25 protein-coding genes and 1 pseudogene are annotated in these 26,667 nt (G+C 62.7%); 18 read left to right on the top strand and 8 right to left on the bottom strand.

The features are described 5' to 3' along the window. Nucleotides 1-14: 14 nt before the first annotated feature. From ACF8RA_RS11605 to ACF8RA_RS11595, 3 genes are all read right to left on the bottom strand, one after another. A complete protein-coding gene (locus ACF8RA_RS11605; RefSeq protein ID WP_392514527.1) occupies nucleotides 15-557 on the bottom strand; it encodes an AAA family ATPase in 543 nt (180 codons plus the stop codon). A 125-nt stretch (nucleotides 558-682) separates the two neighbouring features. Continuing rightward, nucleotides 683-811 (bottom strand): hypothetical protein, encoded by a 129-nt coding sequence (locus ACF8RA_RS11600; protein WP_392461064.1) that lies wholly within the window; start codon nucleotides 809-811, stop codon nucleotides 683-685. A 147-nt stretch (nucleotides 812-958) separates the two neighbouring features. Next, on the bottom strand, nucleotides 959-1,126 hold the full coding sequence (locus ACF8RA_RS11595; RefSeq protein WP_209966364.1) for a DUF2199 domain-containing protein: 168 nt from the start codon (nucleotides 1,124-1,126) through the stop codon (nucleotides 959-961). A gap of 304 nt (nucleotides 1,127-1,430) precedes the next feature. Here ACF8RA_RS11595 and ACF8RA_RS11590 point away from each other — a divergent pair, with 304 nt between their 5' ends. The 11 genes and pseudogenes from ACF8RA_RS11590 (at nucleotide 1,431) to ACF8RA_RS11540 (ending at nucleotide 12,520) form a co-directional block, all read left to right on the top strand. Continuing rightward, nucleotides 1,431-1,715, top strand: coding sequence for a type II toxin-antitoxin system Phd/YefM family antitoxin (locus ACF8RA_RS11590; RefSeq protein ID WP_070096705.1), 285 nt, complete (start codon nucleotides 1,431-1,433; stop codon nucleotides 1,713-1,715). Further along, nucleotides 1,681-1,989, top strand: coding sequence for a Txe/YoeB family addiction module toxin (locus ACF8RA_RS11585; protein WP_209966368.1), 309 nt, complete (start codon nucleotides 1,681-1,683; stop codon nucleotides 1,987-1,989). The genes ACF8RA_RS11590 and ACF8RA_RS11585 overlap by 35 nt, the downstream gene beginning before the upstream one ends. A 156-nt stretch (nucleotides 1,990-2,145) precedes the next feature. Next, nucleotides 2,146-2,462 (top strand): annotated as a pseudogene (locus tag ACF8RA_RS11580) (site-specific integrase); the annotation flags it as partial. A 20-nt stretch (nucleotides 2,463-2,482) separates the two neighbouring features. Continuing rightward, on the top strand, nucleotides 2,483-4,069 hold the full coding sequence (locus ACF8RA_RS11575; RefSeq protein WP_003248141.1) for an ABC-F family ATPase: 1,587 nt from the start codon (nucleotides 2,483-2,485) through the stop codon (nucleotides 4,067-4,069). 176 nt (nucleotides 4,070-4,245) lie between these two features. Next, nucleotides 4,246-5,439 carry an MFS transporter gene (locus ACF8RA_RS11570; RefSeq protein WP_176684599.1) on the top strand — a complete coding sequence of 398 codons (1,194 nt, stop codon included), beginning with the start codon at nucleotides 4,246-4,248 and terminating at the stop codon, nucleotides 5,437-5,439. Nucleotides 5,440-5,552: 113 nt separating this feature from the next. Further along, the gene (yghU, locus tag ACF8RA_RS11565) at nucleotides 5,553-6,395 is read left to right on the top strand and encodes a glutathione-dependent disulfide-bond oxidoreductase (protein ID WP_392519171.1); all 843 of its coding nucleotides are present in this window, start codon (nucleotides 5,553-5,555) and stop codon (nucleotides 6,393-6,395) included. 191 nt (nucleotides 6,396-6,586) lie between these two features. Then, a complete protein-coding gene (locus ACF8RA_RS11560; protein ID WP_176684601.1) occupies nucleotides 6,587-8,290 on the top strand; it encodes an amidase in 1,704 nt (567 codons plus the stop codon). Between the two features lie 82 nt (nucleotides 8,291-8,372). Beyond that, the gene (locus ACF8RA_RS11555) at nucleotides 8,373-9,047 is read left to right on the top strand and encodes a transcriptional regulator (RefSeq protein WP_392519170.1); all 675 of its coding nucleotides are present in this window, start codon (nucleotides 8,373-8,375) and stop codon (nucleotides 9,045-9,047) included. Continuing rightward, nucleotides 9,044-9,961, top strand: a complete 918-nt coding sequence (locus ACF8RA_RS11550) for a pyridoxal-phosphate dependent enzyme (RefSeq protein ID WP_176684602.1) — start codon at nucleotides 9,044-9,046, stop codon at nucleotides 9,959-9,961. Before ACF8RA_RS11555 ends, ACF8RA_RS11550 begins: the two co-directional genes overlap by 4 nt. A gap of 184 nt (nucleotides 9,962-10,145) precedes the next feature. Next, nucleotides 10,146-11,243, top strand: a complete 1,098-nt coding sequence (gene nspC, locus ACF8RA_RS11545; protein WP_003248125.1) for a carboxynorspermidine decarboxylase — start codon at nucleotides 10,146-10,148, stop codon at nucleotides 11,241-11,243. Nucleotides 11,244-11,275: 32 nt separating this feature from the next. Further along, nucleotides 11,276-12,520: a saccharopine dehydrogenase family protein gene (locus tag ACF8RA_RS11540; protein WP_176684603.1), complete on the top strand. Its 1,245-nt coding sequence runs from the start codon at nucleotides 11,276-11,278 to the stop codon at nucleotides 12,518-12,520. Nucleotides 12,521-12,651: 131 nt separating this feature from the next. Here ACF8RA_RS11540 and ACF8RA_RS11535 read toward each other — a convergent pair whose 3' ends face one another. Continuing rightward, nucleotides 12,652-13,698, bottom strand: coding sequence for a class I SAM-dependent methyltransferase (locus ACF8RA_RS11535; RefSeq protein WP_392461059.1), 1,047 nt, complete (start codon nucleotides 13,696-13,698; stop codon nucleotides 12,652-12,654). Between the two features lie 244 nt (nucleotides 13,699-13,942). Here ACF8RA_RS11535 and ACF8RA_RS11530 point away from each other — a divergent pair, with 244 nt between their 5' ends. The 3 genes from ACF8RA_RS11530 (at nucleotide 13,943) to ACF8RA_RS11520 (ending at nucleotide 17,472) form a co-directional block, all read left to right on the top strand. Then, entirely contained in the window at nucleotides 13,943-15,271 is a 1,329-nt protein-coding gene (locus ACF8RA_RS11530) for a UDP-glucose/GDP-mannose dehydrogenase family protein (protein WP_176684605.1), read from the top strand. A gap of 141 nt (nucleotides 15,272-15,412) precedes the next feature. Then, nucleotides 15,413-16,633, top strand: a complete 1,221-nt coding sequence (locus ACF8RA_RS11525) for a putative DNA modification/repair radical SAM protein (protein WP_176684606.1) — start codon at nucleotides 15,413-15,415, stop codon at nucleotides 16,631-16,633. Next, complete coding sequence (locus ACF8RA_RS11520) at nucleotides 16,624-17,472, top strand: TIGR03915 family putative DNA repair protein (protein WP_176684607.1); 849 nt, start codon at nucleotides 16,624-16,626, stop codon at nucleotides 17,470-17,472. The genes ACF8RA_RS11525 and ACF8RA_RS11520 overlap by 10 nt, the downstream gene beginning before the upstream one ends. 62 nt (nucleotides 17,473-17,534) lie before the next feature. Here the strand turns inward: ACF8RA_RS11520 and ACF8RA_RS11515 are convergent, their stop codons facing one another. The 3 genes from ACF8RA_RS11515 to ACF8RA_RS11505 form a co-directional block, all read right to left on the bottom strand. Next, nucleotides 17,535-18,506 (bottom strand): biotin-dependent carboxyltransferase family protein, encoded by a 972-nt coding sequence (locus ACF8RA_RS11515; protein ID WP_392519168.1) that lies wholly within the window; start codon nucleotides 18,504-18,506, stop codon nucleotides 17,535-17,537. Next, the gene (locus tag ACF8RA_RS11510; RefSeq protein ID WP_176684609.1) at nucleotides 18,503-19,390 is read right to left on the bottom strand and encodes an allophanate hydrolase subunit 1; all 888 of its coding nucleotides are present in this window, start codon (nucleotides 19,388-19,390) and stop codon (nucleotides 18,503-18,505) included. Before ACF8RA_RS11510 ends, ACF8RA_RS11515 begins: the two co-directional genes overlap by 4 nt. Before the next feature lie 92 nt (nucleotides 19,391-19,482). Further along, the gene (locus ACF8RA_RS11505) at nucleotides 19,483-20,241 is read right to left on the bottom strand and encodes a 5-oxoprolinase subunit PxpA (protein WP_392461057.1); all 759 of its coding nucleotides are present in this window, start codon (nucleotides 20,239-20,241) and stop codon (nucleotides 19,483-19,485) included. A gap of 120 nt (nucleotides 20,242-20,361) precedes the next feature. Here ACF8RA_RS11505 and ACF8RA_RS11500 point away from each other — a divergent pair, with 120 nt between their 5' ends. The 4 genes from ACF8RA_RS11500 to ACF8RA_RS11485 all read left to right on the top strand — a co-directional run bounded on the left by ACF8RA_RS11500 (nucleotide 20,362) and on the right by ACF8RA_RS11485 (nucleotide 25,050). Continuing rightward, nucleotides 20,362-21,279: a LysR family transcriptional regulator gene (locus ACF8RA_RS11500; protein WP_176684611.1), complete on the top strand. Its 918-nt coding sequence runs from the start codon at nucleotides 20,362-20,364 to the stop codon at nucleotides 21,277-21,279. 191 nt (nucleotides 21,280-21,470) lie between these two features. Beyond that, on the top strand, nucleotides 21,471-23,537 hold the full coding sequence (gene treS, locus ACF8RA_RS11495; protein WP_392514514.1) for a maltose alpha-D-glucosyltransferase: 2,067 nt from the start codon (nucleotides 21,471-21,473) through the stop codon (nucleotides 23,535-23,537). Nucleotides 23,538-23,709: 172 nt separating this feature from the next. Further along, nucleotides 23,710-24,339 carry a riboflavin synthase gene (locus ACF8RA_RS11490; RefSeq protein WP_021782401.1) on the top strand — a complete coding sequence of 210 codons (630 nt, stop codon included), beginning with the start codon at nucleotides 23,710-23,712 and terminating at the stop codon, nucleotides 24,337-24,339. 9 nt (nucleotides 24,340-24,348) lie between these two features. Continuing rightward, entirely contained in the window at nucleotides 24,349-25,050 is a 702-nt protein-coding gene (locus tag ACF8RA_RS11485) for a YoaK family protein (RefSeq protein ID WP_209966390.1), read from the top strand. Here ACF8RA_RS11485 and proP read toward each other — a convergent pair whose 3' ends face one another. Then, a complete protein-coding gene (proP, locus tag ACF8RA_RS11480; protein ID WP_392514512.1) occupies nucleotides 25,051-26,553 on the bottom strand; it encodes a glycine betaine/L-proline transporter ProP in 1,503 nt (500 codons plus the stop codon). Between the last annotated feature and the right edge of the window lie 114 nt (nucleotides 26,554-26,667).

Genomic DNA, 26,667 nt, shown 5'->3' with positions numbered 1-26,667 from the left:
GCGCGATCTGGCATCTAATGGCCTTGCGCAACCTGGTCAGGCTGCGTGCCCATACTCGCGAGAAAAACATCGGTATCCCGATTGGTTCGTAGGCAGACCACGCGACAGCCCGACGGGGCCGTCGCCACGAATCGCTTTATCGCCTCCCGAGACGAGGTTTTCGTCCGCCACATGAACCTGAAAAACTCCGGCAGGTTGGCCAGCAACTCCGGACAGTTGTCCGGCAAGTCAGGCCGGGATCGACCGCGGTTCAACACCGTTCTGAGGAGCACGCGCCAGAATCGAAGCGGAGCCGAGCGATCAATCCATATCAACATGTCAGCGCGGGCCAGCCGGTTGTTCCATGTGGTCGAATGCCCGCCTTCGAAGATCCAGCGCTCACGGCCCTCGACCTCATGACAAAGACGTGTCTTTTCGTCCCGGCTCCGCTCGACCCACCCTGGCTGCCAATGAATCGTGTCGATGTGCACGACCGGCAAGCCAGTGCGCTCGCCAAGCTTGCGCGCCAGGGTACTTTTCCCAGCCCCTGGCTGACCAATGATCATCACCCGCTGCATTCAAGCTCCCTCTCGCCATGCCTGCTGAATTTTGGGCGCGCGATTCTACGGCAATGGGCGACGCGGTCAACTGCAAGCGCACTCATGCTCTGGGCGTCCTTCGCAAGTCGGCAGCTAATCACTGCTCAAGTGGTGTAACTCATCATGGCGCTGGCCACTGAGTTCGCCGTTTGGGTGATCACGGCCGACAGCTTGGCTTTAGGATTATCCCTGACCGCCTCGAAAGCCTCCAATTGCATGTAGCGTCTTTGCATGCGCCACGCGTCATTCTGCACGCGGATCGCCGCAGAGAGACTGCCTGGGGCCTGGTAGTCGGCCCTGTCAGCCGCAATTGAGCATGAAGGCCGTTGGTGTCACCAAAAGTCGGTATGGCGTTGGCAAGGGATACGGAAAACGATGGTTCAGAGGACTGATGGGGGGTCATCCCACTGCTCGTAGATACGTTCAAAATCTGGTTGCATGAGTTCGACCCATACCCCCACGCTATAGGGCTCATCACGCTGCAATACGGGAAGAGGTAGCGTTGCCCGGACAAAGAATCGTTCGGCGGAAAACAAGCTCAATGTCATCGCTGGCGTGTTCCTTTCCGCACTCATTGCAGATCATCTTAAAAGCTCCTGTTGCTTCTACCGGTTTACTGCCTTGTACAACGTTAGGTACAATGGCTGCGGTTGCCAGCGACGGCTGGATCCATCTGGACACCTGTGGCCTGTGGCTACTGGAATGACGATTCTGACCCAGATGAGAGAACACTGTGAGTCACTACGGAGCCGCTGTGCGGGCCGACTGGCTTCACTTTCTTAGAACTTTGGGCGTCGCCTGTGGCGGTCCAAAGAGCAACCCTTACCCGGGCAGAGCCCGGAGGATGGACAAATGCACGTACTGACGTTTAGCCAGGCTCGCGCCGAACTGAAGCAGACAATGGATGATGTTTGCCGGGACCATGAGCCCGCCGTAATCACGCGACAGCGTGGCGAACCCGTAGTGATGATGTCCCTGGAGGACTACAACGGGATGAACGAGACCATTCACCTGCTGGGATCGTCAAAAAACGCTTCGCGCTTGCGCTCATCCATCGCTCAGCTCCGGGACGGCCAGGCCTTGACGAAGGAACTGGACCTCAATGAGCAAGAACCAGAAGCAGCGGAACAAGGATGAAGCCCGCGACAAGGTAAGCGTGAAGTTCACCAAAGAGGGCTGGGAGGATTACTGTCACTGGCAGAGTGCTGACCTCACCATACTTGGCAACGTCAACCGCCTGATTGACGTGTGTCTGCGCACCCCCTTCACGGGTATTGGCAAGCCTGAGCCGCTGAAAGGCGATTTATCTGGCTTGTGGTCCCGCCGCATCACCCGTGAGCACCGTCTGGTCTACTTCTTCGAGGCCGGTATGCTCACCGTTCTGCAATGCCGCTACCACTACGACGACTAAAGCACCGTACTGTGCTGTGCGCGAGCTGCCTCCACCCCTGTTAAAGGGGCGGTCGGTAAACGAAATCACACGCGCGGTCGTTTGGCGCTGGGTGTCCAGTTCTACGGGATCGGCGATCCGCACGTTCACGCAGAGGCGCACTACCGCGCTGCACGGGAATCGCCGTTCGTCTTGCCTCCCGGTAAGAATGGGGAGCACGTCAAGCAGACGTCGGACCTGCACCACCAGTGGCGGCCAATCCTGAAAGGTTTGGGCATCAGGTACCGCCCCCGTATAACTGCCGCCACACCTATGCGACAATATGCTCAATGTCTGGTCTCAACCCCGCATTTATCGCCCAACAGCTCGGGCATAGCGTGCAGATGCTCTTATCGACTTATGCGCGCTGGATTAACTCGTCCAACGACTGGCAGGAGCTGGAAAAGCTTCAAATTGGTCCGAAATTGGTCCGTAGCTGCGAAGAAGCCACGTAAGTTATTGATAGGTAAGCTCCTTGATCTCCACCGCTAACATCACCATGCAGTTCGGCTCCAAGCCGCTGTTCGAAAACGTTTCCGTCAAATTCAACAATGGCAACCGCTACGGCCTGATCGGCGCCAATGGTTGCGGCAAGTCGACCTTCATGAAAATCCTCGGCGGCGATCTGGAGCCGTCCGCGGGCCAGGTCATGCTCGAGCCGAATACCCGCCTGGGCAAGCTGCGCCAGGACCAGTTCGCCTACGAGGAATTCACCGTGATCGACACGGTGATCATGGGCCACGGGCAGCTGTGGAAAGTCAAAGCCGAGCGTGACCGTATCTACTCGCTGCCGGAAATGACCGAAGAAGACGGCATGGCCGTCGCCGAGCTGGAAACCGAATTCGCCGAAATGGACGGCTACACCGCCGAGTCCCGTGCCGGTGAACTGCTGCTGGGCCTGGGTATTCCGCTGGACCAGCACTTCGGCCCGATGAGCGAAGTGGCACCGGGCTGGAAGCTGCGTGTCCTGCTGGCCCAGGCGCTGTTCTCGGACCCGGACGTGCTGCTGCTCGACGAACCGACCAACCACCTGGACATCAACACCATCCGCTGGCTGGAAACGATCCTCACGGCGCGTAACAGCACCATGATCATCATTTCCCACGACCGGCACTTCCTCAACAGCGTCTGCACCCACATGGCTGACCTGGATTACGGTGAGCTGCGCCTGTTCCCGGGCAACTATGACGAGTACATGACCGCAGCCACCCAGTCGCGTGAGCAACTGCTGTCGGACAACGCCAAGAAGAAAGCCCAGATCGCCGAGCTGCAGACCTTTGTCAGCCGCTTCTCGGCCAACGCCTCCAAAGCCAAGCAGGCCACTTCACGTGCCAAGCAGATCGACAAGATCCAGCTGGCCGAGGTCAAGCCGTCCAGCCGCGTCAGCCCATTCATTCGCTTCGAACAGACGAAAAAACTGCACCGCCAGGCCGTGGTCGTCGAGAAAATGGCCAAAGCCTTCGACGACAAGGTGCTGTTCAAGAACTTCGACATCACCGTCGAAGCGGGCGAGCGCGTTGCGATCATCGGCCCCAACGGTATCGGCAAGACCACCCTGCTGCGCACCCTGGTCGGCGAGATGACCCCGGATGCCGGCTCGGTAAAGTGGACCGACAGCGCCGAAGTGGGCTACTACGCCCAGGACCACGCCCACGACTTCGAAGACGACATGAGCCTGTTCGACTGGATGGGCCAGTGGACCTCTGGCGAGCAAGTGATCCGCGGCACCCTGGGGCGCATGCTGTTCTCCAACGACGAGATCCTCAAGTCGGTGAAGGTGATTTCCGGTGGTGAGCAAGGTCGCATGCTGTTCGGCAAGCTGATCCTGCAGAAGCCGAACGTGCTGGTGATGGACGAGCCGACCAACCACCTGGACATGGAATCGATCGAAGCGCTGAACCTGGCGCTGGAAAACTACCCGGGTACCCTGCTGTTCGTCAGCCACGACCGCGAGTTCGTGTCGTCGCTGGCCACGCGCATCATCGAGCTGTCGGCCGATGGTGTGGTGGACTTCAGCGGTACCTACGATGACTACCTGCGTAGCCAGGGTGTGCTGGTCTGATTGAAGGCCAAGGTTTGGCCACCTTGTGTGGCCAGGCTTCTTCGCGGGCTCGCCCGCGAAGCCCCCCCTCCCACCGACTGCCACGACCCGACGAATAATTCGTTAGCCTGCTTTCTTTTCCTTCGCGCAACGGCCATGATGGGTTCACGCCCAACCGCCCGCCCGCGAAAGAGCCCATGACCGCGCAACAACCTGCCCCCGCCAGCAACACGCTGCACATCACCCTGCAGATCCTGTCGATCGTTTTCTATACCTTCATTGCCTTCCTCTGCATCGGCCTGCCGATTGCGGTACTGCCCGGCTATGTGCACGACCAACTCGGCTTTGGCGCAGTAATCGCCGGTGTAACGATTGGCCTGCAGTACCTGGCCACGCTGCTGAGCCGCCCGTTTGCAGGGAGGGTGGCGGACACCTTGGGAGGGAAACAGGCCATCCGCTTTGGCCTGCTTGGGATTGCCGGTTGTGGGGTGTTGACGTTGCTGTCAGCCTGGACCCTCACCTTACCGCTGCTGAGCCTGGCACTGCTGCTCGGTGGACGTTTGCTGCTGGGCGTCGCCCAAGGGCTGATCGGCGTGGCCACCTTGAGCTGGGGCATCAGCCAGGTCGGCCCCGAGCACACTGCCAGGGTGATCTCGTGGAACGGTATCGCCTCCTATGGCGCGATCGCCATCGGAGCGCCAATGGGCGTCCTGGCCGTGGACGGGCTGGACTTCAGTGTGCTGGGGCCGGCTTTGCTGGTGCTGGCGACCCTTGCCCTGCTGGTGCTTCGCAAGCGCCCCGACGTGGTCGTGGTACGCGGCGAGCGCCTGCCCTTCTGGTCGGCGTTCGGCCGGGTTGCCCCGTGCGGCCTGGGTTTGACCCTGGCCTCGATCGGTTACGGCACCCTGACCACCTTCGTCACCTTGTATTACCTCGAGCGCGGCTGGGCCGGCGCGGCCTGGTGCCTGAGTGCATTTGGCGTGTGCTTCATCATCTCGCGGCTGCTGTTCGTCAACGCGGTCAACCGCTTTGGCGGCTACAACGTGGCGGTCGCCTGCATGGCCACCGAAGTGCTCGGCCTGAGCCTTCTGTGGCTGGCGCCCTCGCCGCCCTGGGCGCTGGTTGGCGCCGGGCTGACCGGTTTCGGGCTGTCGCTGGTGTACCCGGCATTGGGCGTGGAGGCGATCAGGCAAGTCCCCAGCAGCAGCCGCGGCGCAGGGCTGGGCGCCTATGCAGTGTTCTTCGACATGGCCTTGGCCATTGCCGGCCCGGTGATGGGGGCCGTCGCTGTACACCTGGGGTATGCCTCGATCTTCTGCGTGGCTGCCCTGCTCGCCTTGGTCGGGGTCGGCCTAACGTTGCTGCTGGCGCGGCGCGCTCGTCACAGCTGAACATTGAGCCGGTTCTGCACCCTGTGCATTTGCGCATTGTGTCGAACCCGTGGCATAGATGCAGGTCCACGTGTTTACGTGACCGTTTTCGCGCCATTGAAGGAGATTCATGCATGAGCAAGCCTGCCTACGTGCCACCCAAAGTCTGGCGCAACGACGCAGCCTCCGGCGGCCAGTTCGCCAGCATCAACCGCCCGGTAGCCGGCCCGACTCACGACAAGGACCTGCCGCTGGGCGAGCACCCGCTGCAGCTGTATTCCCTGGCCACGCCCAATGGCGTCAAGGTCACCATTGCCCTTGAAGAGCTGCTTGCCCTGGGCCACGTCGGTGCCGAATACGATGCCTGGCTGATCCGCATCGGCGAGGGTGATCAGTTTTCCAGTGGCTTCGTCCAGGTCAACCCCAACTCGAAGATTCCTGCCCTGCTCGACCAAAGCGTGGAGCCGCCGGTGCGGGTGTTCGAATCAGGTTCGATCCTGCTGTACCTGGCAGAAAAGTTCGGTGCTTTGCTGCCAGAATCGCCGGCTGCGCGCACCGAAAGCCTGAACTGGTTGTTCTGGCAGATGGGTGCGGCGCCTTACCTGGGCGGTGGCTTTGGCCACTTCTACGTGTATGCACCGGAAAAGTTCGAGTACGCCATCAACCGCTTCACCATGGAGGCCAAACGTCAGCTGGACGTACTTGATCGTCGCTTGGCCGAAAGCCGTTATCTGGGCGGCGAGGAATACAGTATTGCCGATATTGCCGTGTGGCCGTGGTATGGCCAGCTGGTACGCGGCAACCTGTATGACGCCGCGCAGTTCCTGGCGGTTGACGAGTACCCGAACGTACAGCGCTGGGCCGAGGAAATTGCCCTGCGCCCTGCGGTGCAGCGCGGTACACGGGTGAACCGTACCTGGGGAGATGAAGACAGCCAGGTGCCGGAGCGCCATAGCGCCGCAGACCTGGCAGGTTGACGCAGACCATGTGGGGGCGGCCCTTTGGCAACAAAAGGCCGCCCCAACAAAGGGCCGCGTAATGCCTGTAAATGCCCCCCGACAATGCCCCCCTGCATAAAACCATTTGCCCCCGCGCAAACCTGCGTCCGCCAAGCCCTTCTTGTACACTCCTCGCATTAGCCCCCACTTGCACATTTTTTGGTGAACGCATGATCGAGGTAACCGAGGTTTCCATTGCCGAGCTGCGCGACGCGCTCGAGTCGGGCCGCACGACGGCGGTCGAGCTGGTCAAGGCCTACCTGGCACGTATCGACGCCTACGATGGCGCCGACACCGCCACTGCCCTCAACGCCGTAGTGGTACGCAACCCGGAGGCGCTGAAAGAGGCCGAGGCCTCCGACGCCCGCCGTGCCAAGGGCCAGGTGCTTAGCCCGCTGGACGGCATCCCCTACACCGCCAAGGACAGCTACCTGGTCAAAGGTTTGACTGCCGCCTCCGGCAGCCCTGCCTTCAAGGACCTGGTCGCCCAGCGCGACGCCTTCACCATCGAGCGCCTGCGCGCCGCCGGAGCCGTGTGCCTGGGCAAGACCAACATGCCGCCCATGGCTAACGGTGGCATGCAGCGCGGCGTCTATGGCCGCGCCGAAAGCCCGTACAACGCCAACTACCTGACCGCGCCCTTCGCCTCGGGCTCGTCCAACGGTGCCGGTACCGCTACCGCCGCCAGCTTCAGTGCCTTCGGCCTGGCCGAAGAAACCTGGTCCAGCGGCCGTGGCCCGGCATCCAACAACGGGCTGTGTGCCTATACCCCTTCGCGCGGGGTGATTTCGGTGCGTGGCAACTGGCCGCTGACGCCGACCATGGACGTGGTGGTGCCCTATGCCCGCACCATGGCCGACCTGCTGGAAATCCTCGACGTGGTGGTAGCCGATGACGCCGACAAGCGCGGCGACCTGTGGCGCCTGCAACCATGGGTGCCGATCCCGGCTGCTTCGACCATACGTCCGGCTTCATACCTTGAACTGGCAGTAGATGCCAGCGCGCTCAAGGGCAAGCGCTTTGGCGTACCACGCATGTATATAAATGCCGATCCCGAAGCGGGCACCGCCGAGAAGCCAGGCATCGGCGGGCCGACCGGCCAACGCATCAACACTCGCGCCACGGTGATCGACCTGTGGCAACAAGCACGCCAGGCCCTAGAAGCGGCGGGTGCAGAAGTACTGGAAGTGGACTTCCCGCTGGTGTCCAACTGCGAAGGCGACCGCCCAGGCGCGCCGACCGTGTACAACCGCGGCATCGTCAGCAAAGCGTTCCTGCATGACGAACTGTGGGAACTGTCGGGCTGGGCCTTTGACGATTTCCTGCGCGCCAACGATGACCCCAAGCTTAACCGCCTGGCCGATGTCGACGGCCTGAAGATCTTCCCCCACGACCCGGGTACCTTGCCCAACCGTGAAGACGACCTGGCTGCCGGCATGGACGAGTACGTCAACATGGCCAAACGTGGCCTGAAGACCTGGGACCAGATCGAGACCTTGCCCGACGGCCTGCGCGGCCTGGAGCAGACCCGCAAGCTGGACCTGGAAGACTGGATGGACAAGCTGGGCCTGGACGCGGTGCTGTTCCCCACCGTAGCCGACGTTGGCCCGGCCGATGCCGATATCAACCCGGTATCGGCGGACATCGCCTGGAGCAACGGTATCTGGGTAGCCAACGGCAACCTGGCAATCCGTCACCTGGGCGTGCCGACCGTCACCGTGCCGATGGGCGTGATGGCCGATATCGGTATGCCGGTAGGGCTGACCTTTGCCGGGAAGGCCTATAGCGACAACGCGCTGCTGAGTTTTGCTACCGCCTTCGAGGCGACCGGCTCGCGCCGGATGATTCCGCCGCGCACACCGGCGCTCGGCTGAGTCTTACAGGCCCCGTACAAGCAGATCGCGATTTTCAACCATATGTGTAAAAATACACAAACAGTTGAATTTGCGATCTGCCATGCCTATCACCCCCAGCGAAGAACGCCAACTCACCCTCACCGTGCTCAAGGCCGCCATCCAGGCCCTGGGCAGCGTTGCCGCGCGCAACATGGAAATTCTCCTGCACGACCTTGACCACCCCGAGCATTCGGTGGTGGCGATCGTCAATGGTCATCTTTCCGGCCGCAGCGTAGGCAGCCCGATCCTCGCCGCACCGGAGCAGGACCAGGGTTTCAAGGCACTGATGCAGGCCTCGGCCGACCAGCACGGCTGTGAGCCGGTGGTGCTGCCCGATTACCCCACTACGCTCAAAGGCCGCACGCTACGAAGTGCTACGGCAATTTTCCGTGACAGCAGCGGCCACCCGTTCGCCAGCCTGTGCGTCAACACCGACGTCACCGGCCTCGATGCTGCCATGAGCTTTCTCCAGCAGTTGCAGCCGCTGGGGGCCATACCTGCGGTCAACGAACCTGCCGACATGGAGCTGCTGATGAGCGAGATCATCCAGGCCGCCCTGCAGCGCAGCGGCCAGGGGCGGATGAACAAACAGGCCAAGGTCGAGGCCGTGCGCGTCATGCAGGAACGCGGCCTGTTCATCGTCAAGGGCGGCGTCGAGAAGGCTGCCTGCGCCCTCGGCGTGACGCGCTACACCATTTACAACTACCTCGAGCAACTACGCGGAGCCAGCCAATGACCTTGCACATTCATACCCCCCTGATCGAATCGCGCCCGCTGTCGTTGGCGGCCGGTCGAAATATCTGGCTCAAGCTCGATGCCCTGCAACCCTGCGGTTCGTTCAAACTGCGCGGTGTCGGCCACGCCTGCGAGGTACACCAGGCGCGCGGCGCCCGGCACTTTGTGTCTTCGTCAGGTGGCAATGCCGGTTTGGCAGTCGCCTACGCCGGACGCAAGCTGGGGGTGCCGGTGACCGTGGTGGTACCCGAAACCACCACCGAACGGGCCAAGGAACTGCTGCACCTGGAAAACGCCAAGGTGGTGGTGCACGGCAGTTCCTGGCAAGAGGCCAACGCCTTGGCACAGACACTGGTAGGCCCGAACGATGCCTTCATCCACCCGTTCGACGACCCACTGCTGTGGGCCGGGCATGCCAGCCTGGTGGATGAAGTGGCCGAGGCCGGACTGAAGCCGGACGCGGTGGTGCTGTCAGTCGGTGGGGGCGGCTTGCTCAGTGGCGTGGTCGAGGGGCTGAAGCGCAATGGCTGGGGCGATGTGCCGGTGCTGGCGGTAGAAACCGAGGGCGCGGCGTCGCTGCATGCGGCCATGCAGGCCGGCCATTCGGTGGAGCTGGAGCGTATCGCCTCGGTGGCGACGTCGCTGGGGGCCAAGCGTGTGGCTGATCAGGCGCTGATGTGCGTGCAGCAGCATCCGGTGCACAGCCACCTGGTCAGCGATCGCGCAGCGCTGGAGGCCTGTGAGCGGTTCCTGCTGGACCACCGTGTGCTGGTCGAGCCCGCGTGCGGGGCGGCGCTGGCAGTGGCCTATGATGCCAAAGCACTGGGCGCCTTGCGCAATGTACTGGTGGTGGTCTGTGGCGGGGCTACCGCAACACTGGAGCAGATCAAGGCGTGGCTGCAGCAGGCAGATTGAAGCTGCCATCTGTCGGGGGTGATTACGATAGTCACATACACCTGATCTACTAGCCTCGCCGCAACCGAAAAGCCCTCGCAATCGCGTCAACCCTGACGAAATGCGTATCCCGCCCTTTCGGTCTGCGGCAAGTGAAGGCACAATGCGTGTCCTTTTTTTGGCCGGCCTGGCCGGGGGCCTTTAAATGATCAAGACGCCGTATTACCTCATCGATAAAACCAAGCTGCTCAGCAACATGGAGAAGATCGCCTACGTGCGCGAACACTCCGGTGCCAAGGCGCTGCTCGCCCTCAAGTGCTTCGCCACCTGGTCGGTGTTCGACCTGATGCAGCAGTACATGGACGGTACTACCTCGTCCTCCCTGTTCGAGCTCAAGCTCGGCCGCCAGAAGTTCGCCGGCGAAACCCATGCCTATAGCGTGGCCTGGGCCGACGACGAGGTCGAGGAGATGCTTGAGAACTGCGACAAGATCATCTTCAACTCGATCGGCCAGCTGCAGCGCTTTGCCGAACAGTCCGAAGGCAAGGTGCGTGGTCTGCGCGTCAACCCGCAGGTCAGCAGCTCCGACTACCTGCTGGCCGACCCGGCCCGCCCGTTCAGCCGCCTGGGCGAATGGGACCCGGCCAAGATCGAGCAGGTGATCGAACAGATCTCCGGCTTCATGTTCCACAACAACTGCGAGAACGGTGACTTCGGCCTGTTCGACAAGATGCTCACGCACATCGAAGAGCGTTTCGGCCACCTGCTGCACAAGGTCGAGTGGGTCAGCCTGGGTGGCGGCATTCACTTCACCGGTGAAGACTATGCAGTAGACGCCTTCTGCGCGCGCCTGAAGGCGTTCTCGGAAAAATACGGCGTGCAGGTTTATCTGGAGCCTGGCGAAGCCGCCATCACCAACAGCGCCTCGCTGGAAGTGACCGTGCTCGACACCCTGTACAATGGCAAGCACCTGGCCGTGGTCGACAGCTCGATCGAAGCGCACCTGCTCGACCTGCTGATCTACCGCCTCAACGCCAAGATGGCCCCCAATGACGGCGAGCATACCTACATGGTCTGCGGCAAGTCATGCCTGGCCGGTGACATCTTCGGCGAGTATCAATTCGACCGTCCGCTGGCCATTGGCGATCGCCTGTCGTTCATCGACACGGCAGGTTACACCATGGTCAAGAAAAACTGGTTCAACGGGCTGAAGATGCCTTCCATCGTGGTCAAGCAGCTCGACGGCAGCGTCGAAGTCGTCCGCGAGTTCGGTTTCGAAGACTACGTTTCCAGCCTGTCGTAAGACCGGCTTTCAAGTAAGGAGCAAAAGGTAAATTGAAGAAGAACGTTCTTATCATTGGTGCAGGAGGTGTCGCCAAGGTGGTGGCCCACAAGTGCGCGCAGCATAACGACGAACTGGGTCGTATCGCTATCGCGTCACGGAACATCTCCAAATGCCAGGCCATCATCGACAGCGTCAAGGCCAAGGGTAGCCTCAAGGTGCCCGCCGACATCCAGGCCTTCTCGCTCAATGCCCTCGATGTCGAGGCAACCAAGGCGCTGATCCGCGAAACCGAATCGCAGATCGTGATCAACGTAGGTTCCGCCTTCCTCAACATGTCGGTGCTGCGTGCCTGCATCGATACGGGTGTCGCCTATCTGGACACCGCCATCCACGAAGAGCCGGGCAAGATCTGCGAGACCCCGCCGTGGTACGGCAACTACGAGTGGAAACACCTCGAAGAGTGCCAGGCAAAGAACATTACCGCCATTCTCGGCGTCGGTTTCGACCCGGGTGTGGTGAACAGCTACGCCAAGCTGGCGCAGCAGCAATATTTCGACAGCATTGAATCGATCGATATTCTCGACGTCAATGCCGGTTCGCATGGCAAGTACTTTGCCACCAACTTCGACCCGGAAATCAACTTCCGCGAGTTCACCGGGCAGGTGTGGAGCTGGCAGAACAGCCAGTGGACCAGCAACACCATGTTCGAGGTCAAGCGTACCGACGACCTGCCAGTGGTAGGTTCGCAAAACCTGTACCTGACCGGCCACGATGAAGTTCACTCGATTTCGAAAAACCTCAACGTGCCGAACGTGCGCTTCTGGATGAGCTTCGGTGAGCACTACATCAACGTGTTCACTGTTCTGAAAAACCTGGGCCTGCTCAGTGAGCAACCGGTGAAAACCGCCGAAGGCCTGGAAGTGGTACCGCTGAAAGTGGTCAAGGCCGTACTGCCAGACCCGGCCTCGCTGGCCCCTGGCTACACCGGCAAGACCTGCATCGGTGACCTGGTCAAAGGCACCAAGGATGGCCAGCCGCGCGAAGTGTTCATCTACAACGTGGCTGACCACGAAGAAGCCTACGCCGAGACCGACAGCCAGGGCATTTCCTACACCGCCGGCGTACCGCCAGTGGCTGCCGCCCTGCTGGTCGCTCGTGGCGAGTGGGATGCCAAGCGCATGGTCAACGTCGAGGAGCTGCCAGCCGAGCCGTTCCTCAAGGCGCTGGACGTGATGGGCCTGCCGACCCGCGTCAAAGATGAAAAAGGCGATCGTCCTTGGGACGCTGAAGCCTAAGCAACAAACAGAAGGGGTGCCATGCAGCACCCCTTCTGCTTTCCAGGTCCAGGATCGCCACAGGCCTGAAAACAAGCACGTAACCTGTGGGAGCGGGCAAGCCCGCGAAGAGGCCGGCGCAAGATCACCCTCTACTTGCGGGCCTCCAGAATCAGGTTGAACGGCGTCTGCGTCGCCCGCCGGAACCTGCTGAACCCTGCCTCCTCGAACACCGCCCGCAATCGCGCCTCCCCGGCCTGCGCCCCCAACCCCAGCCCCACTTCCTGCGACAACGAATTGGGCGTGCAGATAAACGTCGACGCTGCATAGAACAAGCGCCCGACCGGTGTCAGGTTACCCTCCAGCGTGTCCTCGGCATACGGTTCCACCAGCATGACCGTGCCATCCGCCTTCAAAGCACGGTAGGCATGCCGGGCTGCCCCGACCGGGTCACCCATGTCGTGCAGGCAATCGAAGAAGCACACCAGGTCATGGTCATGCCCCGGGTACTCCTTGGCGCTGGCCTGCTGGAAGCTCACCCTCGCCTCCAAATCCGCTTCACGTGCACGCTCGTTGGCGGTTGCGATCGAAGGCTCATGATAGTCGTACCCCACGAAGGTCGACGCCGGAAACGCCTGCGCCATTACCAGTGTCGAGGCGCCATGACCGCAGCCCACGTCCGCCACCTTGGCGCCCGCCTGCAGCTTGGCCACCACACCCTCCAGCGCCGGCAGCCAATCCGCGACCAGAAAGGTGCGATACCCCGGCCGGAAAAACCGCTCGGTACCACTGAACATGCACGGGTGGTGATCGCCCCAGGCCAACCCGCCATCGCCGCGCATGGCGGCTACCAGCTTGTCCTTGTCATGGAACAGTGCCGCCACCACTGCCGCGCCGCCGGCCATGTAGGCCGGGGAGTCCTCCAGCGCCAGGGCCATGGCCTGCTCTTCAGGCAACACGAAACGGCCCTTGTCATGGATCATGTAGCCCGATGCCGCCTGGGCATTCAACCATTCGCGCACCAGCCGCGGGTGGCAGCCAGTCTTTTCCGCCAGTTGCTCCGGGGTGACCGCCTGGCTGTCGGCCATGGCCCGGTACAGCCCCAGTTCATCGCCGAGAATGACATTGGCCAGCGTCGCCGCTGCGCCCATGTCGCCCACCAGCTTACCCATGAAATCGTGAAGCCTTGCCTCGTCCATGACGTGCCCTCCTCTGCAAGAAGGCCATCGCCCACGAGGGATGTCTGCTCCGGGGAGGCGGTGGTCGGTTCAAGGGTTTCCGCTCGCGGTACAACACGCTAGCGCGAGCTGTCAGTAAGTTTAGATGCTCTGCCTGGGCGACGTGGAATAACGGCCATATGGCGCAAGAGCACATCCTTCAGGTCACAATTCCTAAACATCGATGTGACATTTTTTTTCAGCTTTCCTATCAAGGAGCTGTCAAATGAAGGTCACGGTTTTCGGAACCGGCTATGTCGGCCTGACCCAGGCGGTGTGCCTGGCCCAGGTGGGGCATTCGGTGCTGTGCATGGATGTCGATGCCGATCGGGTTGCCAGCCTGAATGAAGGCCATTGCCCGATCTTCGAGCCCGGCCTTGCGCCGCTCCTGGAGAAGAACCTCGCCTGCGGTCGACTGCGCTTCACCACCGATGCCGCAGCGGCTTCCAACTATGCCCGGTTGCAGTTCATTGCCGTCGGTACTCCGCCGCAAACCGACGGCAGCGCCGACCTGAAGCACGTTTTCGCCGTGGTCGACAGCATCCTCGAACATGCTGACGGACCCAAAGTAATCGTCAACAAGTCCACCGTGCCGGTGGGTACGGTACACCGCATCAAGGCACGCATCGCCCAGGCCGTAGCCGATACCAGCCGCTTCCAGGTGATCAGCAACCCAGAGTTTCTCAAGGAAGGCTCTGCGGTGGATGACTGCTTGCGCCCCCAGCGCATCATCATCGGCGGCGCAGAAGCGGCCGAAGTGGAATTGCTACGCGAGCTTTACCTGCCGTTCAACCGCAACCGCGAAAAGTTTATGGTCATGGACGCGCGCAGTGCCGAGCTGACCAAGTACGCGGCCAATTGCATGCTGGCCACCAAGATTTCCTTCATCAACGAAATCGCCAACCTGGCCGAGCACCTGGGGGCCGATATCGAAATGGTGCGCCGTGGCATCGGCTCGGACCCGCGTATCGGTTACGACTTCATCTACGCTGGCTGCGGTTTTGGCGGCTCGTGCTTCCCCAAAGACTTGCAAGCCCTACGCCACAGTGCCGAGGCAGAAGGCTGCGAAACGCAGTTGTTGCGCGCAGTAGAGTCGGTCAACGAGCAGCAGAAGGGCCGGCTGTTCAGCAAGATCAAGCGCCACTACCCTGGCGGCCTGCGGGGCAAGGTGTTTGCCCTGTGGGGGTTGTCGTTCAAGCCCAATACCAATGATATCCGCGAAGCCTCCAGCCGGGTCCTGCTGGAAGCGTTGTGGGCCGCGGGTGCGCGGGTCCAGGCCCACGACCCTCAGGCCATGGAAGAAATCCGGCGCCTCTACGGCCCGCGTGCCGACCTGCAACTGGTGCCCTGCAAGGACGATGCATTGCAGGGCGCCGATGCCCTGGTGATCGTCACCGAATGGCAGGACTACCGTGTGCTCAACCTGGACGAAGTGCCGCAACAGCTGGCCGACCGTGTGGTGTTCGATGGCCGAAACCTGTACGAACCCGAGCACATGGCCTCGGCAGGCCTGACCTACTACGGCATCGGACGTGGCAACAATGCGCCACCTTGACTGCAGTGAATACCGGCTGGCCACTCCCCAGGCAGTCAGCCGGCTTCATCGACGCAGGGTCGTGTATGACTGGCGCAAACCACTTGCAATCCATCAAATCTCAAAATACTGTATGAATATTCAGTATAGCGAGACAGCGCCATGCAACTCATCGCCAAACTCGGCATCCTGGCCGACGCCGCCAAGTACGACGCGTCCTGCGCCAGCAGCGGCGCGCCGAAGCGTAACTCGCGCGGCGGTGACGGCCTGGGCGCTACCAACGGCATGGGTATCTGTCATAGCTACACGCCCGACGGCCGCTGCGTATCACTGCTCAAGGTACTGCTGACCAACTTCTGCCTGTATGACTGCCAGTACTGCGTCAACCGCCGCTCCAGCAACGTGCCACGCGCGCGCTTCAGCCCCGAGGAAGTGGTACGCCTGACCCTGGACTTCTACCGGCGCAACTGCATCAGCGGCCTGTTCCTCAGCTCCGGCATCATCCGCTCGGCGGACTACACCATGGAGCAGCTGATCCGTGTGGCCCGGCTGTTGCGCGAAGAACACAGCTTCCGCGGCTACATCCACCTCAAGGCCATCCCCGATGCCGACCCGCTGCTGATCGAAGAGGCCGGGCGCCTGGCCGACCGCCTCAGCGTCAACATCGAACTGCCCACCGACGCCAGCCTCAAGCGCCTGGCGCCGGAAAAGCAAGGGCGCACCATTCGCCAGGCCATGGGCGTGATTCATCAGGGCCAACAGGCTGTGGCCAACGAGCCCAGGGCGCCGCGCTTTACCCCGGCCGGGCAAAGCACCCAGGTCATCGTCGGCGCCGACAGCACCGACGACAGCACCTTGCTGCGCAATGCCGAATCGCTGTACCAAGGCTACGGCCTCAAGCGCGTGTACTATTCCGCCTTCAGCCCGATCCCTGACAGCCCCGGCAGCGTGCCCCTCGCCGCACCGCCGCTGCTGCGCGAACACCGCCTGTATCAAGCCGACTTCCTGCTGCGTGGTTATGGCTACAAGGCTGGCGAGCTGCTGGGCCACAGCGGTAACCTGGCACTGGACATCGACCCCAAACTGGCCTGGGCACTGGCCAACCGCGAAGTGTTCCCACTGGACGTGAACCGCGCCGAACCGGCGCTACTGGCGCGTATCCCCGGCATCGGCCTGCGCAGCGTACAGCGCCTGGTCGCCCTGCGCCGGGAGCGGCGCATCCGATATGACGACCTGATCCAGCTGCGCTGCGTGCTGGACAAGGCACGGCCATTCATCGTGACCAGCGACTACCGCCCGGCCCAGGCCGAATTGCGCAGCGGCTTGCTGCGAGCACGCTTGAGTGAGCCGCCAGCGCCCGTGCAGATGGGGTTATGGGGGTGATCGCGCTCGACTGCGACGACCTGTTCGCCACCTGGCGCGATCAGGCCCGGGGCTTGTTGGGGCATGGCATCGACCCATCGGAAGTCACTTGGTCGCAAGGCCCGATGGCGGACCTGCTGGCCGTGCCGGCAGCGCCGCCTGAAGGGCCTGGCCCTTTCCGGGCCAAAGTCCCGACCGCACTGCTGAGCCAGTTGGAGCAGGCCTCTCGCTACCGTGGCGAACAGCGCTGGAACCTGCTGTATGAAGTGCTGTGGCGCGTCGCCCATGGCGACCGCACGGCAATGCTGGCGGGTGACCGGCTGGGCAGTGAGCTGCAACGGCGCATCAAGCAGGTAACCCGCGAGGCGCATCACTTGCACGCGTTTGTACGCTTCGTGCCGCTGCCTGAGGAACTGGCTGAGCACTTGCAGCTCGATCTGGTGGCCTATCACGAGCCGGCACACGACATTCTGCACAGTGCCAGCGCGCACTTCGCCGACCGCCTGGGGCGTTTGCGCTGGTTGATTGCCACGCCACAGGATGGCATTCGCTTCGACGGCCAGGCGTTCGACTACCAGCGCCAGTGCCCCGAGCCCTGGCGCCAGTGGGCCCGCAATGCCGAAGACCCGGGCGCCGAACTCTGGCGCACCTACTACCGCCATACCTTCAACCCCGCCCGCCTGAACCCGGAAGCCTTGCGCCTGCACATGCCAGGACGGTTCTGGCGGCATTTGCCGGAAGGCATGCTGATACCGCAGCTCGAAGGCCTGGCACGCCAAGGCAAACAGCGGGACGGCCAGGCCCTTGAGGTGGCCTCCCAAACCGGCAAGACAATCAGCAAACCTGCGCGCTCGGTGTAGCCGCGGAGCCCGTTGCGGCCCCGTCGAGACACAAGGCCGCTGCTACGCCGAAGCCATCATGCTCAACTGAAGAGCCTGGCCAGGCAGGCCAGCTTCTTCTTGTACGAACGCCGCGCCTCCAGTGCCTGCTCCAGGCTCACCGGCAGGAACCGCGCCTGCTGGTTGGGCTGCATCTGCCCGATCAGGTCGAGGTCGGCACTGATCACCGTGCCGATCATGGCGTAACCGCCCCCCGACACCGCATCGCGATGCAGGATGATCGGTTCCAACCCTGCCGGCACCTGGATCGATCCGATCGGGTAGCAGCTGTCGACGATATTCGACGGATCCGACCCGGCACCGAACGGCTGCTCGCGCGCCTGGAAACTCAAGGCGTTGCCGCCTTTGTAGCGATAGCCGATACGGTCCGCTTCGGAGCCAACCGTCCAGGCGTCGGTGAAGAAACGTTGCGCTGCCGCTTCGGTCAGGCGGTGGAAGTACAGCCCAGGCACCACCCGCAACACCACCTCGCCCCCCAAGGCCTGACGCAGGGCCATCGGCAAGCTTGCACCGGCGCGGGTCTTGCCGCTGGGCACGCCGACCGGCAACAGGTCACCGGCCATCAACTTGCGGCCCTGAAAGCCACCCAAGGCCCCCAGCGCATAGGTTGAACGGCTACCCAGCACCTCCGGCACATCGATACCGCCAGCCACTGCCAGGTAAGCCCGGGCGCCTGCAGTGGGGAAGCCAAAACGCAGCACTTGCCCGGCGCGCACGGCAAACGCCGTGTCCGGGCGCTGCTCGCGTCCATCCAGCAGCACTGGCATCTGTGCCCCGCACACCGCCACCAGCGTATCCTGCTGGAACTCCAGTTCCGGCCCCACCAGCGCACACTCCAACCCTGCGGCGCCCGCCGGGTTGCCCACCAGGTGGTTGGCGGCGCTCAGGGCATACTGGTCGAGTGCGCCGGATGGCGGAATGCCCAGGTGGTAGTAACCTTCGCGGCCAAGGTCCTGCACGGAAGTCGCCAGGCCCGGTTTGAGTACCTTGATCATGCCAGCACCTCCTGCAGCGATTTCGGGTAGCCGACCGGATCGGCGAGAAAGGCGTCCAGAGAAAACGCCACGGGACGAATGCGCAGGTCAAAACGGCCCTCCTCCACATCCGCCACCGCCTGGTCATAGGCACGGCGGTCGATGGGTTTGAACTGCACGATGTCACCTGGTCGGAAGAACACCATGTGCTCTTTCAGGTAATTCAAGGTCTGCTGCGGGTCGTAGATCGGTGCCGGGGTGACGCCGAACATCTGGTAGCCGCCAGCCCCGCGCACCGAGTAGATGCAGCCGAAGCAGCCGCCATGGCCCAGGGTGTGCTTGGGCGTGTCGGTACGGGGGCGCAGGTACTTGGGCACCTGCAGCTGCCGCTGGCGCTCGACCATCTGGAACATGAACGGCAGGCCGGCGACGAAGCCGACCATCGACACGAACCATGGCGCACCGCTGTGCGCGGCAATGAATGCGTCGACATCGGCCAGGCCGTTGATGCGCGCGGCGTACTCCAGATCAGTACTGGTCGGGTCCTGGTGGCGATCCCTAAAGCGCATCAGGGTTTCATGGGTCCAGGGGTCGTTGTACAGCACCGGAATCTCGATGATACGCGTCTGCAGCGAGCGCTCGGCCACCGCCTGCGCTTCGGCGCCGCGCACGGCCTCAAGCAGTGCCTCGGGGGCAATACGGTCCGGGTCGAAGCGGATCTGGAACGACGCGTTGGCCAGGCACACATCAAGCACGCCATCCAGGGCCAGCCGCTCCACCGCCCGGGTGACGGCCATACCCTTGAAAAAGGCCTCCAGCGACATGCTCTCGCTGACTTCGGCAAACAGGTGCTCGTCGGCGCCGAAGCTGTAACGGATCGGTGTTGTAGCAAGCGGTTCGGCCATGACAGTTCCTTTTCTTGGAATCTTTATAGAAAGGCAGGCGAAAATAAAATGCTCGGGCTCCGGCTTGTCTGTTTGCCGGATGCCTGATTGATTCAGCGCGGCGCACGCACCACGATGCCAGCCGTATCCAGGGCCCTGCGCGTGGCCTCGACCAGATCCAGCGCGCCCGGGGTGTCACTGTGCAGGCAAATGGAATCGAATTCGATGGCCAGGTCCTGGCCTTCGACCGTACGCACCACGCCTTGGCGGCAAGCGCGCAGCACCCGCTCGGCGACGGCTTGGGGCTCGTAGCCACGCACATTGCGGGTAAACACGATCGACCCGCTCAGGTCGTACTCGCGGTCGGCGTAGAACTCGCGAACTACCGGCTGGCCCAGTGCCTGGGCAATGCGACAGATCACCGAACCCGGCATGCAGAACAGCAGCAGTTCCGGCTCGATCACCCGCAGGTTTTCCACCAGCAAGTGCGCGGCTTCTTCGTCACGCGCCAGGTGCATGTACAACGCCCCGTGCGGTTTGATGTGCTGCAGACGCACGCCCTGGGCACGGGCGATTTCACGCAGCGCGCCCAATTGATAGAGCATGTCGTCCACCAGTTCCTGCGCCGAGGCATTGATATGCCGGCGGCCAAAGCCAACCAGGTCACGGAATCCCGGGTGTGCCCCCACAGCAACGCCCAGTGCCTTGGCGCGCTCGACGGTGCGGCGCATGGTGCCGGGGTCGCCGGCATGGAAACCAGTGGCGATGTTGGCGCTGCTGATGTAACCCATCAGCTCATTGTCGACGCCATCGCCAATGGTCCACGGGCCAAAGCCCTCGCCCATGTCCGAGTTGAAGTCTACTGCTTGCATGACGGCATCTCCTGGCACTTGTGACTGCATGCAAGCCACGTTAGATTCTCTACACCCCCTTGGGAAGATCTATAAACAGATGGGGTACCTTCTGAAAATCAGATACCCCGGGAGCCTACCGTGTCACTGACCCTGCGCCAGGTCCGCTACTTCGTTGCCACCGCTGAAATCGGCCAGATATCCCAAGCGGCGATCCACCTGAACATCTCCCAGTCGGCAGTGACCACGGCCATCAAGGAGCTGGAAGCAATGCTCGGTGTGCTGTTGTTCCAGCGCTCGGCCCAGGGCATGAGCCTGACCGAGGCCGGCCGGCACTTTTTGAACCGTGCCTACGTCATCCTGCGCAGTGTCGACGATGCGTTGAACAGCCCGCTTCCGGACGTGCGCGCCAGTGGCCTGTTGCGCCTGGCGGCGAGTTACACGGTGATCGGCTACTTCCTGCCACACCACCTGCAACGCCTGGAGCACTGGCATCCGGGCGTGACCCTGGAGCTCTACGAGCAGGAACGCAGCGCCATCGAGCAAGGCCTGCTGGAAGGGCGTTTCGACATGGCGGTGGTGCTCACCGCCAACCTCACCCACCCCGACATCGTTTCGGAAACCCTGTTCAACTCCGAGCGCCGGCTGTGGTTGCCCGCGCACCACCCGCTGTGCGAACGCTCGGCGGTGAGCCTGGCCGATGTGGCCTGTGAGCCGTTCATCCTGTTGACCGTGGATGAAGCCGAGCAAAGTGCCATGCGTTACTGGGAGCAGGCCGGGCAGCGGCCGAGCGTAAGGGTGCGGACCAGTTCGGTGGAGGCCGTGCGCAGCATGGTGGCCAATGGCAGTGGCGTGGCAATCCTGTCAGACCTGGTGCACCGCCCGTGGTCGCTGGAGGGCAAGCGTATCGAGACGGTGACCATCAGCGACCCGGTCGCACCGATGAGCGTAGGGTTGGCCTGGCACCGGGAACGGGCGTTCAGCCCGGCGATGCAGGCGGTGCGCAATTACTTCCATGATGCGTTTCTGGCACCGCAGCAGTTGTCGGCCCGGCGCTGAGCCTGCCTTTGCAGGCCCGGCCTCTTCGCGGGCGCGCCCGCTCCCACAGGTGCAGCGCAAATCTTCAGCGGTATGGCAGCCTGTGGGAGCGGGCGAGCCCGCGAAGAAACCAACACCCATCTCGAGCCGAACGTTCAGGCCGCAATGCCGTCATAATCTGAGCCGGTGCCGACACGCAAAGAGGACGCGAAATGACCCAGCCCGACCCGTCATACGTCAAATGGCTCGAAGACCGCGCCATGCTCAAGGCCTCCCAGGCGCGTGCCAGCCTGTACTCAGGCCAGTCGCGACTGTGGCAACACCCCTATGCCGAGGCCCAGCCCCGCCGCGCCACCGAAATCGCCTCGGTCTGGCTCACCGTCTACCCCGACGCCATCATCGCCCCTGAGGGCTGCTCGGTGCTCGGTGCCCTGGCTCACGAAGCATTGTGGAAGCGCCTGTCGGAGATTGGCGTGCAGGGCCTGCACACGGGCCCTATCAAACTGTCCGGTGGCATCCGCGGCCGCGAACTCACCCCTAGCGTGGACGGCAACTTCGACCGCATCAGCTTCGACATCGACCCGCTGTACGGCAGCGAGCAGGAGCTGATCCAGATGAGCCGCATGGCCGCTGCGCACAATGCCGTGACCATCGACGACCTGATCCCCTCGCACACCGGCAAGGGCGCCGACTTCCGCCTGGCCGAGCTCGCCCATGGCCCCTACCCGGGGCTGTACCACATGGTCGAGATCCGCGAAGAAGACTGGACGCTGCTGCCCGAGGTGCCCGCCGGACGCGATGCGGTCAACCTGCTGCCCGCGCAGTGTGACGAGCTGAAGGCGCGCCATTACATCGTTGGCCAGCTGCAACGGGTGATCTTCTTCGAGCCGGGCGTGAAGGAAACCGACTGGAGCGCCACGCCACCGGTCACGGGCGTCGACGGCAAGACCCGCCGCTGGGTGTACCTGCACTACTTCAAGGAGGGCCAGCCGTCGCTGAACTGGCTGGACCCGACCTTCGCCGCCCAACAAATGATCATTGGTGATGCGTTGCACGCCCTGGACTGCCTCGGTGCCCGCGGCCTGCGCCTGGACGCCAACGGCTTTCTCGGCGTGGAAACCCGCGCCAGCGGCACCGCCTGGTCGGAAAGCCACCCGCTGTCGATCGTCGGCAACCAGCTGATCGGTGGCATGATCCGCAAGGCCGGCGGTTTCAGCTTCCAGGAGCTGAACCTGACCCTCGATGACATTGCGCAGATGTCCAGGGGAGGCGCCGACCTGTCCTACGATTTCATTACCCGGCCGGCCTACCAGCATGCGCTGCTGACCGGCGACACCGAGTTCCTGCGCCTGATGCTCAAGGAGATGCACGCCTTCGGCATCGACCCGGCCTCGCTGATACATGCCCTGCAAAACCATGACGAACTGACCGTGGAGCTGGTGCACTTCTGGACACTGCACGCGCACGACATGTACCTGTACAAAGGCCAGACCCTGCCTGGCAGCATTTTGCGCGAACATATCCGCGAAGAGATCTACGAACGGCTGTCGGGAGAACATGCCCCGTATAACCTGCGCTTCGTGACCAACGGCATCGCCTGCACCACCGCCAGCCTGATCGCCGCTGCCCTGGGTATTCGCGACCTCGAACAGATTGGCGCAGCGGATATCGAGCTGATCAAGAAGGTGCACCTGCTGCTGGTCATGTACAACGCCATGCAGCCGGGGGTGGTCGCCTTGTCCGGTTGGGACCTGGTCGGCGCCCTGCCCTTGCCCGCCGAGGCGGTTGCCGAACGCATGCTCGATGGCGATACCCGCTGGATTCACCGGGGCGGCTATGACCTCGCCGGGCTCGACCCACAGGCAGAGGTTTCAGTGCGTGGCATGCCGCGTGCCCGGGCGCTGTACGGCAGCCTCGACAGGCAGTTGGACGAGGGTGATTCATTTGCCTGCAAGGTGAAGAAACTGCTGGCTGTGCGCCAGGCCTACGGCATCGCCACCAGCCGTCAGGTGCTGGTACCTGAGGTGAGCAGCCCGGGGCTGCTGGTGATGGTGCACGAACTGCCAGCCGGGCGGGGTATCCAGATCAGTGCGCTGAACTTCGGCCAGGACACGATTGCCGAGGAACTGCTGTTGACCGGGTTCACACCCGGGCCGGTGGTCGACATGATCAACGAGACGGTCGAAGGCGATTTGACCGAGGACGGGCGCCTGATGGTGAACCTGGACCCGTACGAGGCGCTGTGCCTGCGGATCGTCAACAGCAGCGGGCATGTTTGAATCTGCAGTGGCCCTGCCGTCGGCAAACCGGGTTCGCCCACAAGCACGCCGCCTGCCCCGCGCAGGCGCCAGACTCGCAAGCCGGCTTGCCAGCGAAGAAGCCGGTCTTGCATTTACTGCGCTACGGGCATAGCGTTCGGAAGTTTTCTTTTCCGTGCCCAGGAGCAACTCCATGTACACCGGCATCGTCCAGGCCGTCCGCCCTCTGCTTGATGTGACCACCTACCCGGGCCACAACCAGTTCACCATCGACCTCACCCCGGAACTGCTCGACGAGCTGAAGATCGGTGCCAGCGTCAGTGTCGAAGGTACCTGCCTGTCCGTGACCGAAATCGACGGCAGCCAGGTCAGGTTCGACGCCATGACCGCGACCCTCGAGCGCACCAATCTGCGCAACTTCAAGCCCGGCCAGCACGTGAACATCGAACGCTCAGCGAAGATGAACGCCGAAGTCGGCGGCCACCTGATGGCCGGCCACATCGCCACCACCGCCGAAATCGTCGAGCTGTCGATCAAGGAAACCGGCGCCTTCATCAAGTTCCGCATGCCGCCGCAATGGGGCAAGTACGTGTTCCCGCGCGGGTTCATCGGGGTCAATGGCTGCAGCCTGACGGTCGCTGACGTGGAGGACAACGTGATCACCATCAATTTGATCCCGGAAACCCTGCGCCAGACCACCTTCGCCAGCTACCGTGCCGGTGAGCTGCTCAATATCGAGGTCGACCACCAGACCATGGTGCTGGTCGATGTGGTGGAGCGCACCATCAAAGGTACCCTGGCCCGCGAAAACCTGCTGCCCTGAGGCCTGCACATGCTCCCTAACGCCCTCCCCGCGCGCACAGCCAGGCGTTTGCGCCTGCAGGTAATGCGTGGTCGCGTCGGCCTCGGCCTGGTCGCCGCCCTGTCGGTGCTGGCCGGCATGACCGATGCCATCGGCCTGCTGGCACTGGGCGATTTCGTGTCGTTCATGAGTGGCAACACCACACGCCTGGCGGTGGCCATCAGTGAAGCAGACCTCGCTCTGGTACTGCGCCTCAGTGGCGCCGTACTAGGCTTTGTCGCGGGCAATGCGCTGGGTGTGCTCCTGGCTCGCGGATTGCGTCGTCGAGCCTGGCCGGTGCTGTTGGTGGTTGCCGCACTGCTGGCTTTCGCGGCAGCGTGGCCGTTGCCTGCCACCTTCCCTGCGCTGTTGGCCACCACGCTGGCCATGGGCATGATCAATGCAGTAGTCGAGCAGGTGAATGGCCTGCCCATCGGCCTGACTTACGTGACGGGCGCCCTGTCGCGTTTCGGCCGCGGCCTGGGGCGCTGGCTGCTGGGCGAACGGCGCAATGGCTGGCGGGTGCAGTTGGTGCCTTGGGCAGGCATGCTGCTGGGCGCCGCACTGGGCGCCTGGTTGCAACAACACCTGGGCCTGCAGGCGCTGGCCGGCAGCTGCGCGCTGGCCTGCGTGCTGGCGCTGGTATCGCGGTTCATCCCGCGGTCCTGGCAGCGTGGCTACATGCCGCGCTGATCATTCGATACGCGGGTGCTGCAGGGCCAGCTTCTCGCGCTTGGCTTCCAGCTCGGCGATCTGCGCATCGATTTCCTCGATCTTCTGCTCGATGTTGTCGTGGTGCTCCTGCAGCAGTTCACGCGCCTCTTCGATGTCCGATGCCGCGGGTGCCGCGCCGCGCAGGGGCTTGTTGGCGGTTTCCTTCATGGTCAGGCCGGTGATCAGGCCGACAGCGGCGATCACCATCAGGTAATAGGCCGGCATGTACAGATCGCCTGTGCTCTCCACCAGCCACGCAGCGAGGGTCGGGGTAAGGCCGGCGATCAGCACCGAGATGTTGAAGGCGCTGGCCAGGGCACTGTAGCGGATGTGCGTGGGGAACATGGCCGGCAGCGTCGAGGCCATCACGCCGATGAAGAAATTCAGCAACACGGCAATGATCAGCAGGCCGGCGAAAATAAGCCCGAGCACGCCACTGTTGATCAGCATGAATGCCGGAATGGCCAAGGCCAACAGGCCGACACTGCCGACGATGATGAACGGCCGTCGGCCGAACTTGTCGCTGAGCAGACCGATCATAGGCTGCACGAACAGCATGCCAACCATGATCGCGATGATGATCAGCACGCCATGGTCTTCGCTGTATTGCAGGTTGTGCGACAGGTAGCTGGGCATGTAGGTAAGCAGCATGTAGTAGGTGACGTTGGTGGCAATTACCACGCCGATACAGGTCACCAGACTGCGCCAGTGCTGGGTGGCCACTTCCTTGAACGACACCTTGGGCCCGGAGGCCAGGCCTTCACGATCGCCCTGCTCCAGCTTGTCGACGTGCTGCTGGAACGCAGGTGTTTCTTCCAGCGCATGGCGCAGGTAGAGCCCGATGATGCCCAGCGGCAGGGCCAGGAAAAACGGCAGGCGCCAGCCCCATTCGAGGAACTGTTCTTCACCCAGAACCGTGGAAATGAGCACCACCACCCCTGCGCCCAGCACAAAGCCGGCAATCGAACCGAAGTCCAGCCAGCTGCCGAGAAAGCCGCGCTTGCGGTCAGGCGCGTACTCGGCAACGAAGATCGAGGCGCCGGTGTATTCACCGCCCACCGAAAAGCCCTGGGCCATCTTGGCCAGCAGCAACAGGATCGGCGCCCAGATACCAATGCTTGCATAGGACGGTATCAGGCCGATGGCGAAGGTGCTCAGGGACATGATCACGATGGTCGCGGCGAGGATTTTCTGCCGCCCGAACCTGTCGCCCAAGGCACCGAAGAACAACCCGCCAAGAGGCCGGATCAGGAATGGCACCGAGAAGGTGGCCAGGGCCGCGATCATTTGCACGCCGGGGTCGGCGTTGGGGAAGAACACCTTGCCCAAGGCATAAGCGACGAAACCGTATACCCCAAAGTCGAACCACTCCATGGCGTTGCCCAGCGCGGCGGCTGTGATCGCCTTCTTCATCTTGGCGTCGTCGACGATGGTGATGTCCTTCAGGCCGATTGGCTGGACGCTTTTCTTGCGAGGTTTCATACCCGTATCCCTGTCGATGAATGCTCTAAGGGATCAGATACAACAGGACACTAAATAATTCAGCGCTTACTGTTTTTTTGTGCGTTTGCGGCACCACCAAACGGCGCCCAAAGA

It is taken from the genome of Pseudomonas sp. FYR_5, assembly GCF_043106315.1.
GTDB classification, from domain to species: domain Bacteria; phylum Pseudomonadota; class Gammaproteobacteria; order Pseudomonadales; family Pseudomonadaceae; genus Aquipseudomonas; species Aquipseudomonas putida_Y.
The sequence above is the reverse complement of the archived record's forward strand: the minus strand, read 5'-3'. Positions and strand labels throughout refer to the sequence as shown.

What these genes read in the sequence shown, in the direction of transcription:
- ACF8RA_RS11530 (WP_176684605.1), top strand. Translation starts at nt 13,943, where the DNA reads ATGAAGGTCACGGTTTTCGGAACCGGCTATGTCGGCCTGACCCAGGCG.
- ACF8RA_RS11595 (WP_209966364.1), bottom strand. Translation starts at nt 1,126, where the DNA reads ATGACATTGAGCTTGTTTTCCGCCGAACGATTCTTTGTCCGGGCAACG.
- proP (WP_392514512.1), bottom strand. Translation starts at nt 26,553, where the DNA reads ATGAAACCTCGCAAGAAAAGCGTCCAGCCAATCGGCCTGAAGGACATC.
- ACF8RA_RS11590 (WP_070096705.1), top strand. Translation starts at nt 1,431, where the DNA reads ATGCACGTACTGACGTTTAGCCAGGCTCGCGCCGAACTGAAGCAGACA.
- ACF8RA_RS11570 (WP_176684599.1), top strand. Translation starts at nt 4,246, where the DNA reads ATGACCGCGCAACAACCTGCCCCCGCCAGCAACACGCTGCACATCACC.
- yghU (WP_392519171.1), top strand. Translation starts at nt 5,553, where the DNA reads ATGAGCAAGCCTGCCTACGTGCCACCCAAAGTCTGGCGCAACGACGCA.
- ACF8RA_RS11555 (WP_392519170.1), top strand. Translation starts at nt 8,373, where the DNA reads ATGCCTATCACCCCCAGCGAAGAACGCCAACTCACCCTCACCGTGCTC.
- ACF8RA_RS11560 (WP_176684601.1), top strand. Translation starts at nt 6,587, where the DNA reads ATGATCGAGGTAACCGAGGTTTCCATTGCCGAGCTGCGCGACGCGCTC.
- ACF8RA_RS11550 (WP_176684602.1), top strand. Translation starts at nt 9,044, where the DNA reads ATGACCTTGCACATTCATACCCCCCTGATCGAATCGCGCCCGCTGTCG.
- ACF8RA_RS11605 (WP_392514527.1), bottom strand. Translation starts at nt 557, where the DNA reads ATGCAGCGGGTGATGATCATTGGTCAGCCAGGGGCTGGGAAAAGTACC.
- ACF8RA_RS11525 (WP_176684606.1), top strand. Translation starts at nt 15,413, where the DNA reads ATGCAACTCATCGCCAAACTCGGCATCCTGGCCGACGCCGCCAAGTAC.
- ACF8RA_RS11515 (WP_392519168.1), bottom strand. Translation starts at nt 18,506, where the DNA reads ATGATCAAGGTACTCAAACCGGGCCTGGCGACTTCCGTGCAGGACCTT.
- ACF8RA_RS11505 (WP_392461057.1), bottom strand. Translation starts at nt 20,241, where the DNA reads ATGCAAGCAGTAGACTTCAACTCGGACATGGGCGAGGGCTTTGGCCCG.
- treS (WP_392514514.1), top strand. Translation starts at nt 21,471, where the DNA reads ATGACCCAGCCCGACCCGTCATACGTCAAATGGCTCGAAGACCGCGCC.
- ACF8RA_RS11510 (WP_176684609.1), bottom strand. Translation starts at nt 19,390, where the DNA reads ATGGCCGAACCGCTTGCTACAACACCGATCCGTTACAGCTTCGGCGCC.
- ACF8RA_RS11520 (WP_176684607.1), top strand. Translation starts at nt 16,624, where the DNA reads ATGGGGGTGATCGCGCTCGACTGCGACGACCTGTTCGCCACCTGGCGC.
- nspC (WP_003248125.1), top strand. Translation starts at nt 10,146, where the DNA reads ATGATCAAGACGCCGTATTACCTCATCGATAAAACCAAGCTGCTCAGC.
- ACF8RA_RS11485 (WP_209966390.1), top strand. Translation starts at nt 24,349, where the DNA reads ATGCTCCCTAACGCCCTCCCCGCGCGCACAGCCAGGCGTTTGCGCCTG.
- ACF8RA_RS11535 (WP_392461059.1), bottom strand. Translation starts at nt 13,698, where the DNA reads ATGGACGAGGCAAGGCTTCACGATTTCATGGGTAAGCTGGTGGGCGAC.
- ACF8RA_RS11490 (WP_021782401.1), top strand. Translation starts at nt 23,710, where the DNA reads ATGTACACCGGCATCGTCCAGGCCGTCCGCCCTCTGCTTGATGTGACC.
- ACF8RA_RS11585 (WP_209966368.1), top strand. Translation starts at nt 1,681, where the DNA reads ATGAGCAAGAACCAGAAGCAGCGGAACAAGGATGAAGCCCGCGACAAG.
- ACF8RA_RS11600 (WP_392461064.1), bottom strand. Translation starts at nt 811, where the DNA reads ATGCAAAGACGCTACATGCAATTGGAGGCTTTCGAGGCGGTCAGGGAT.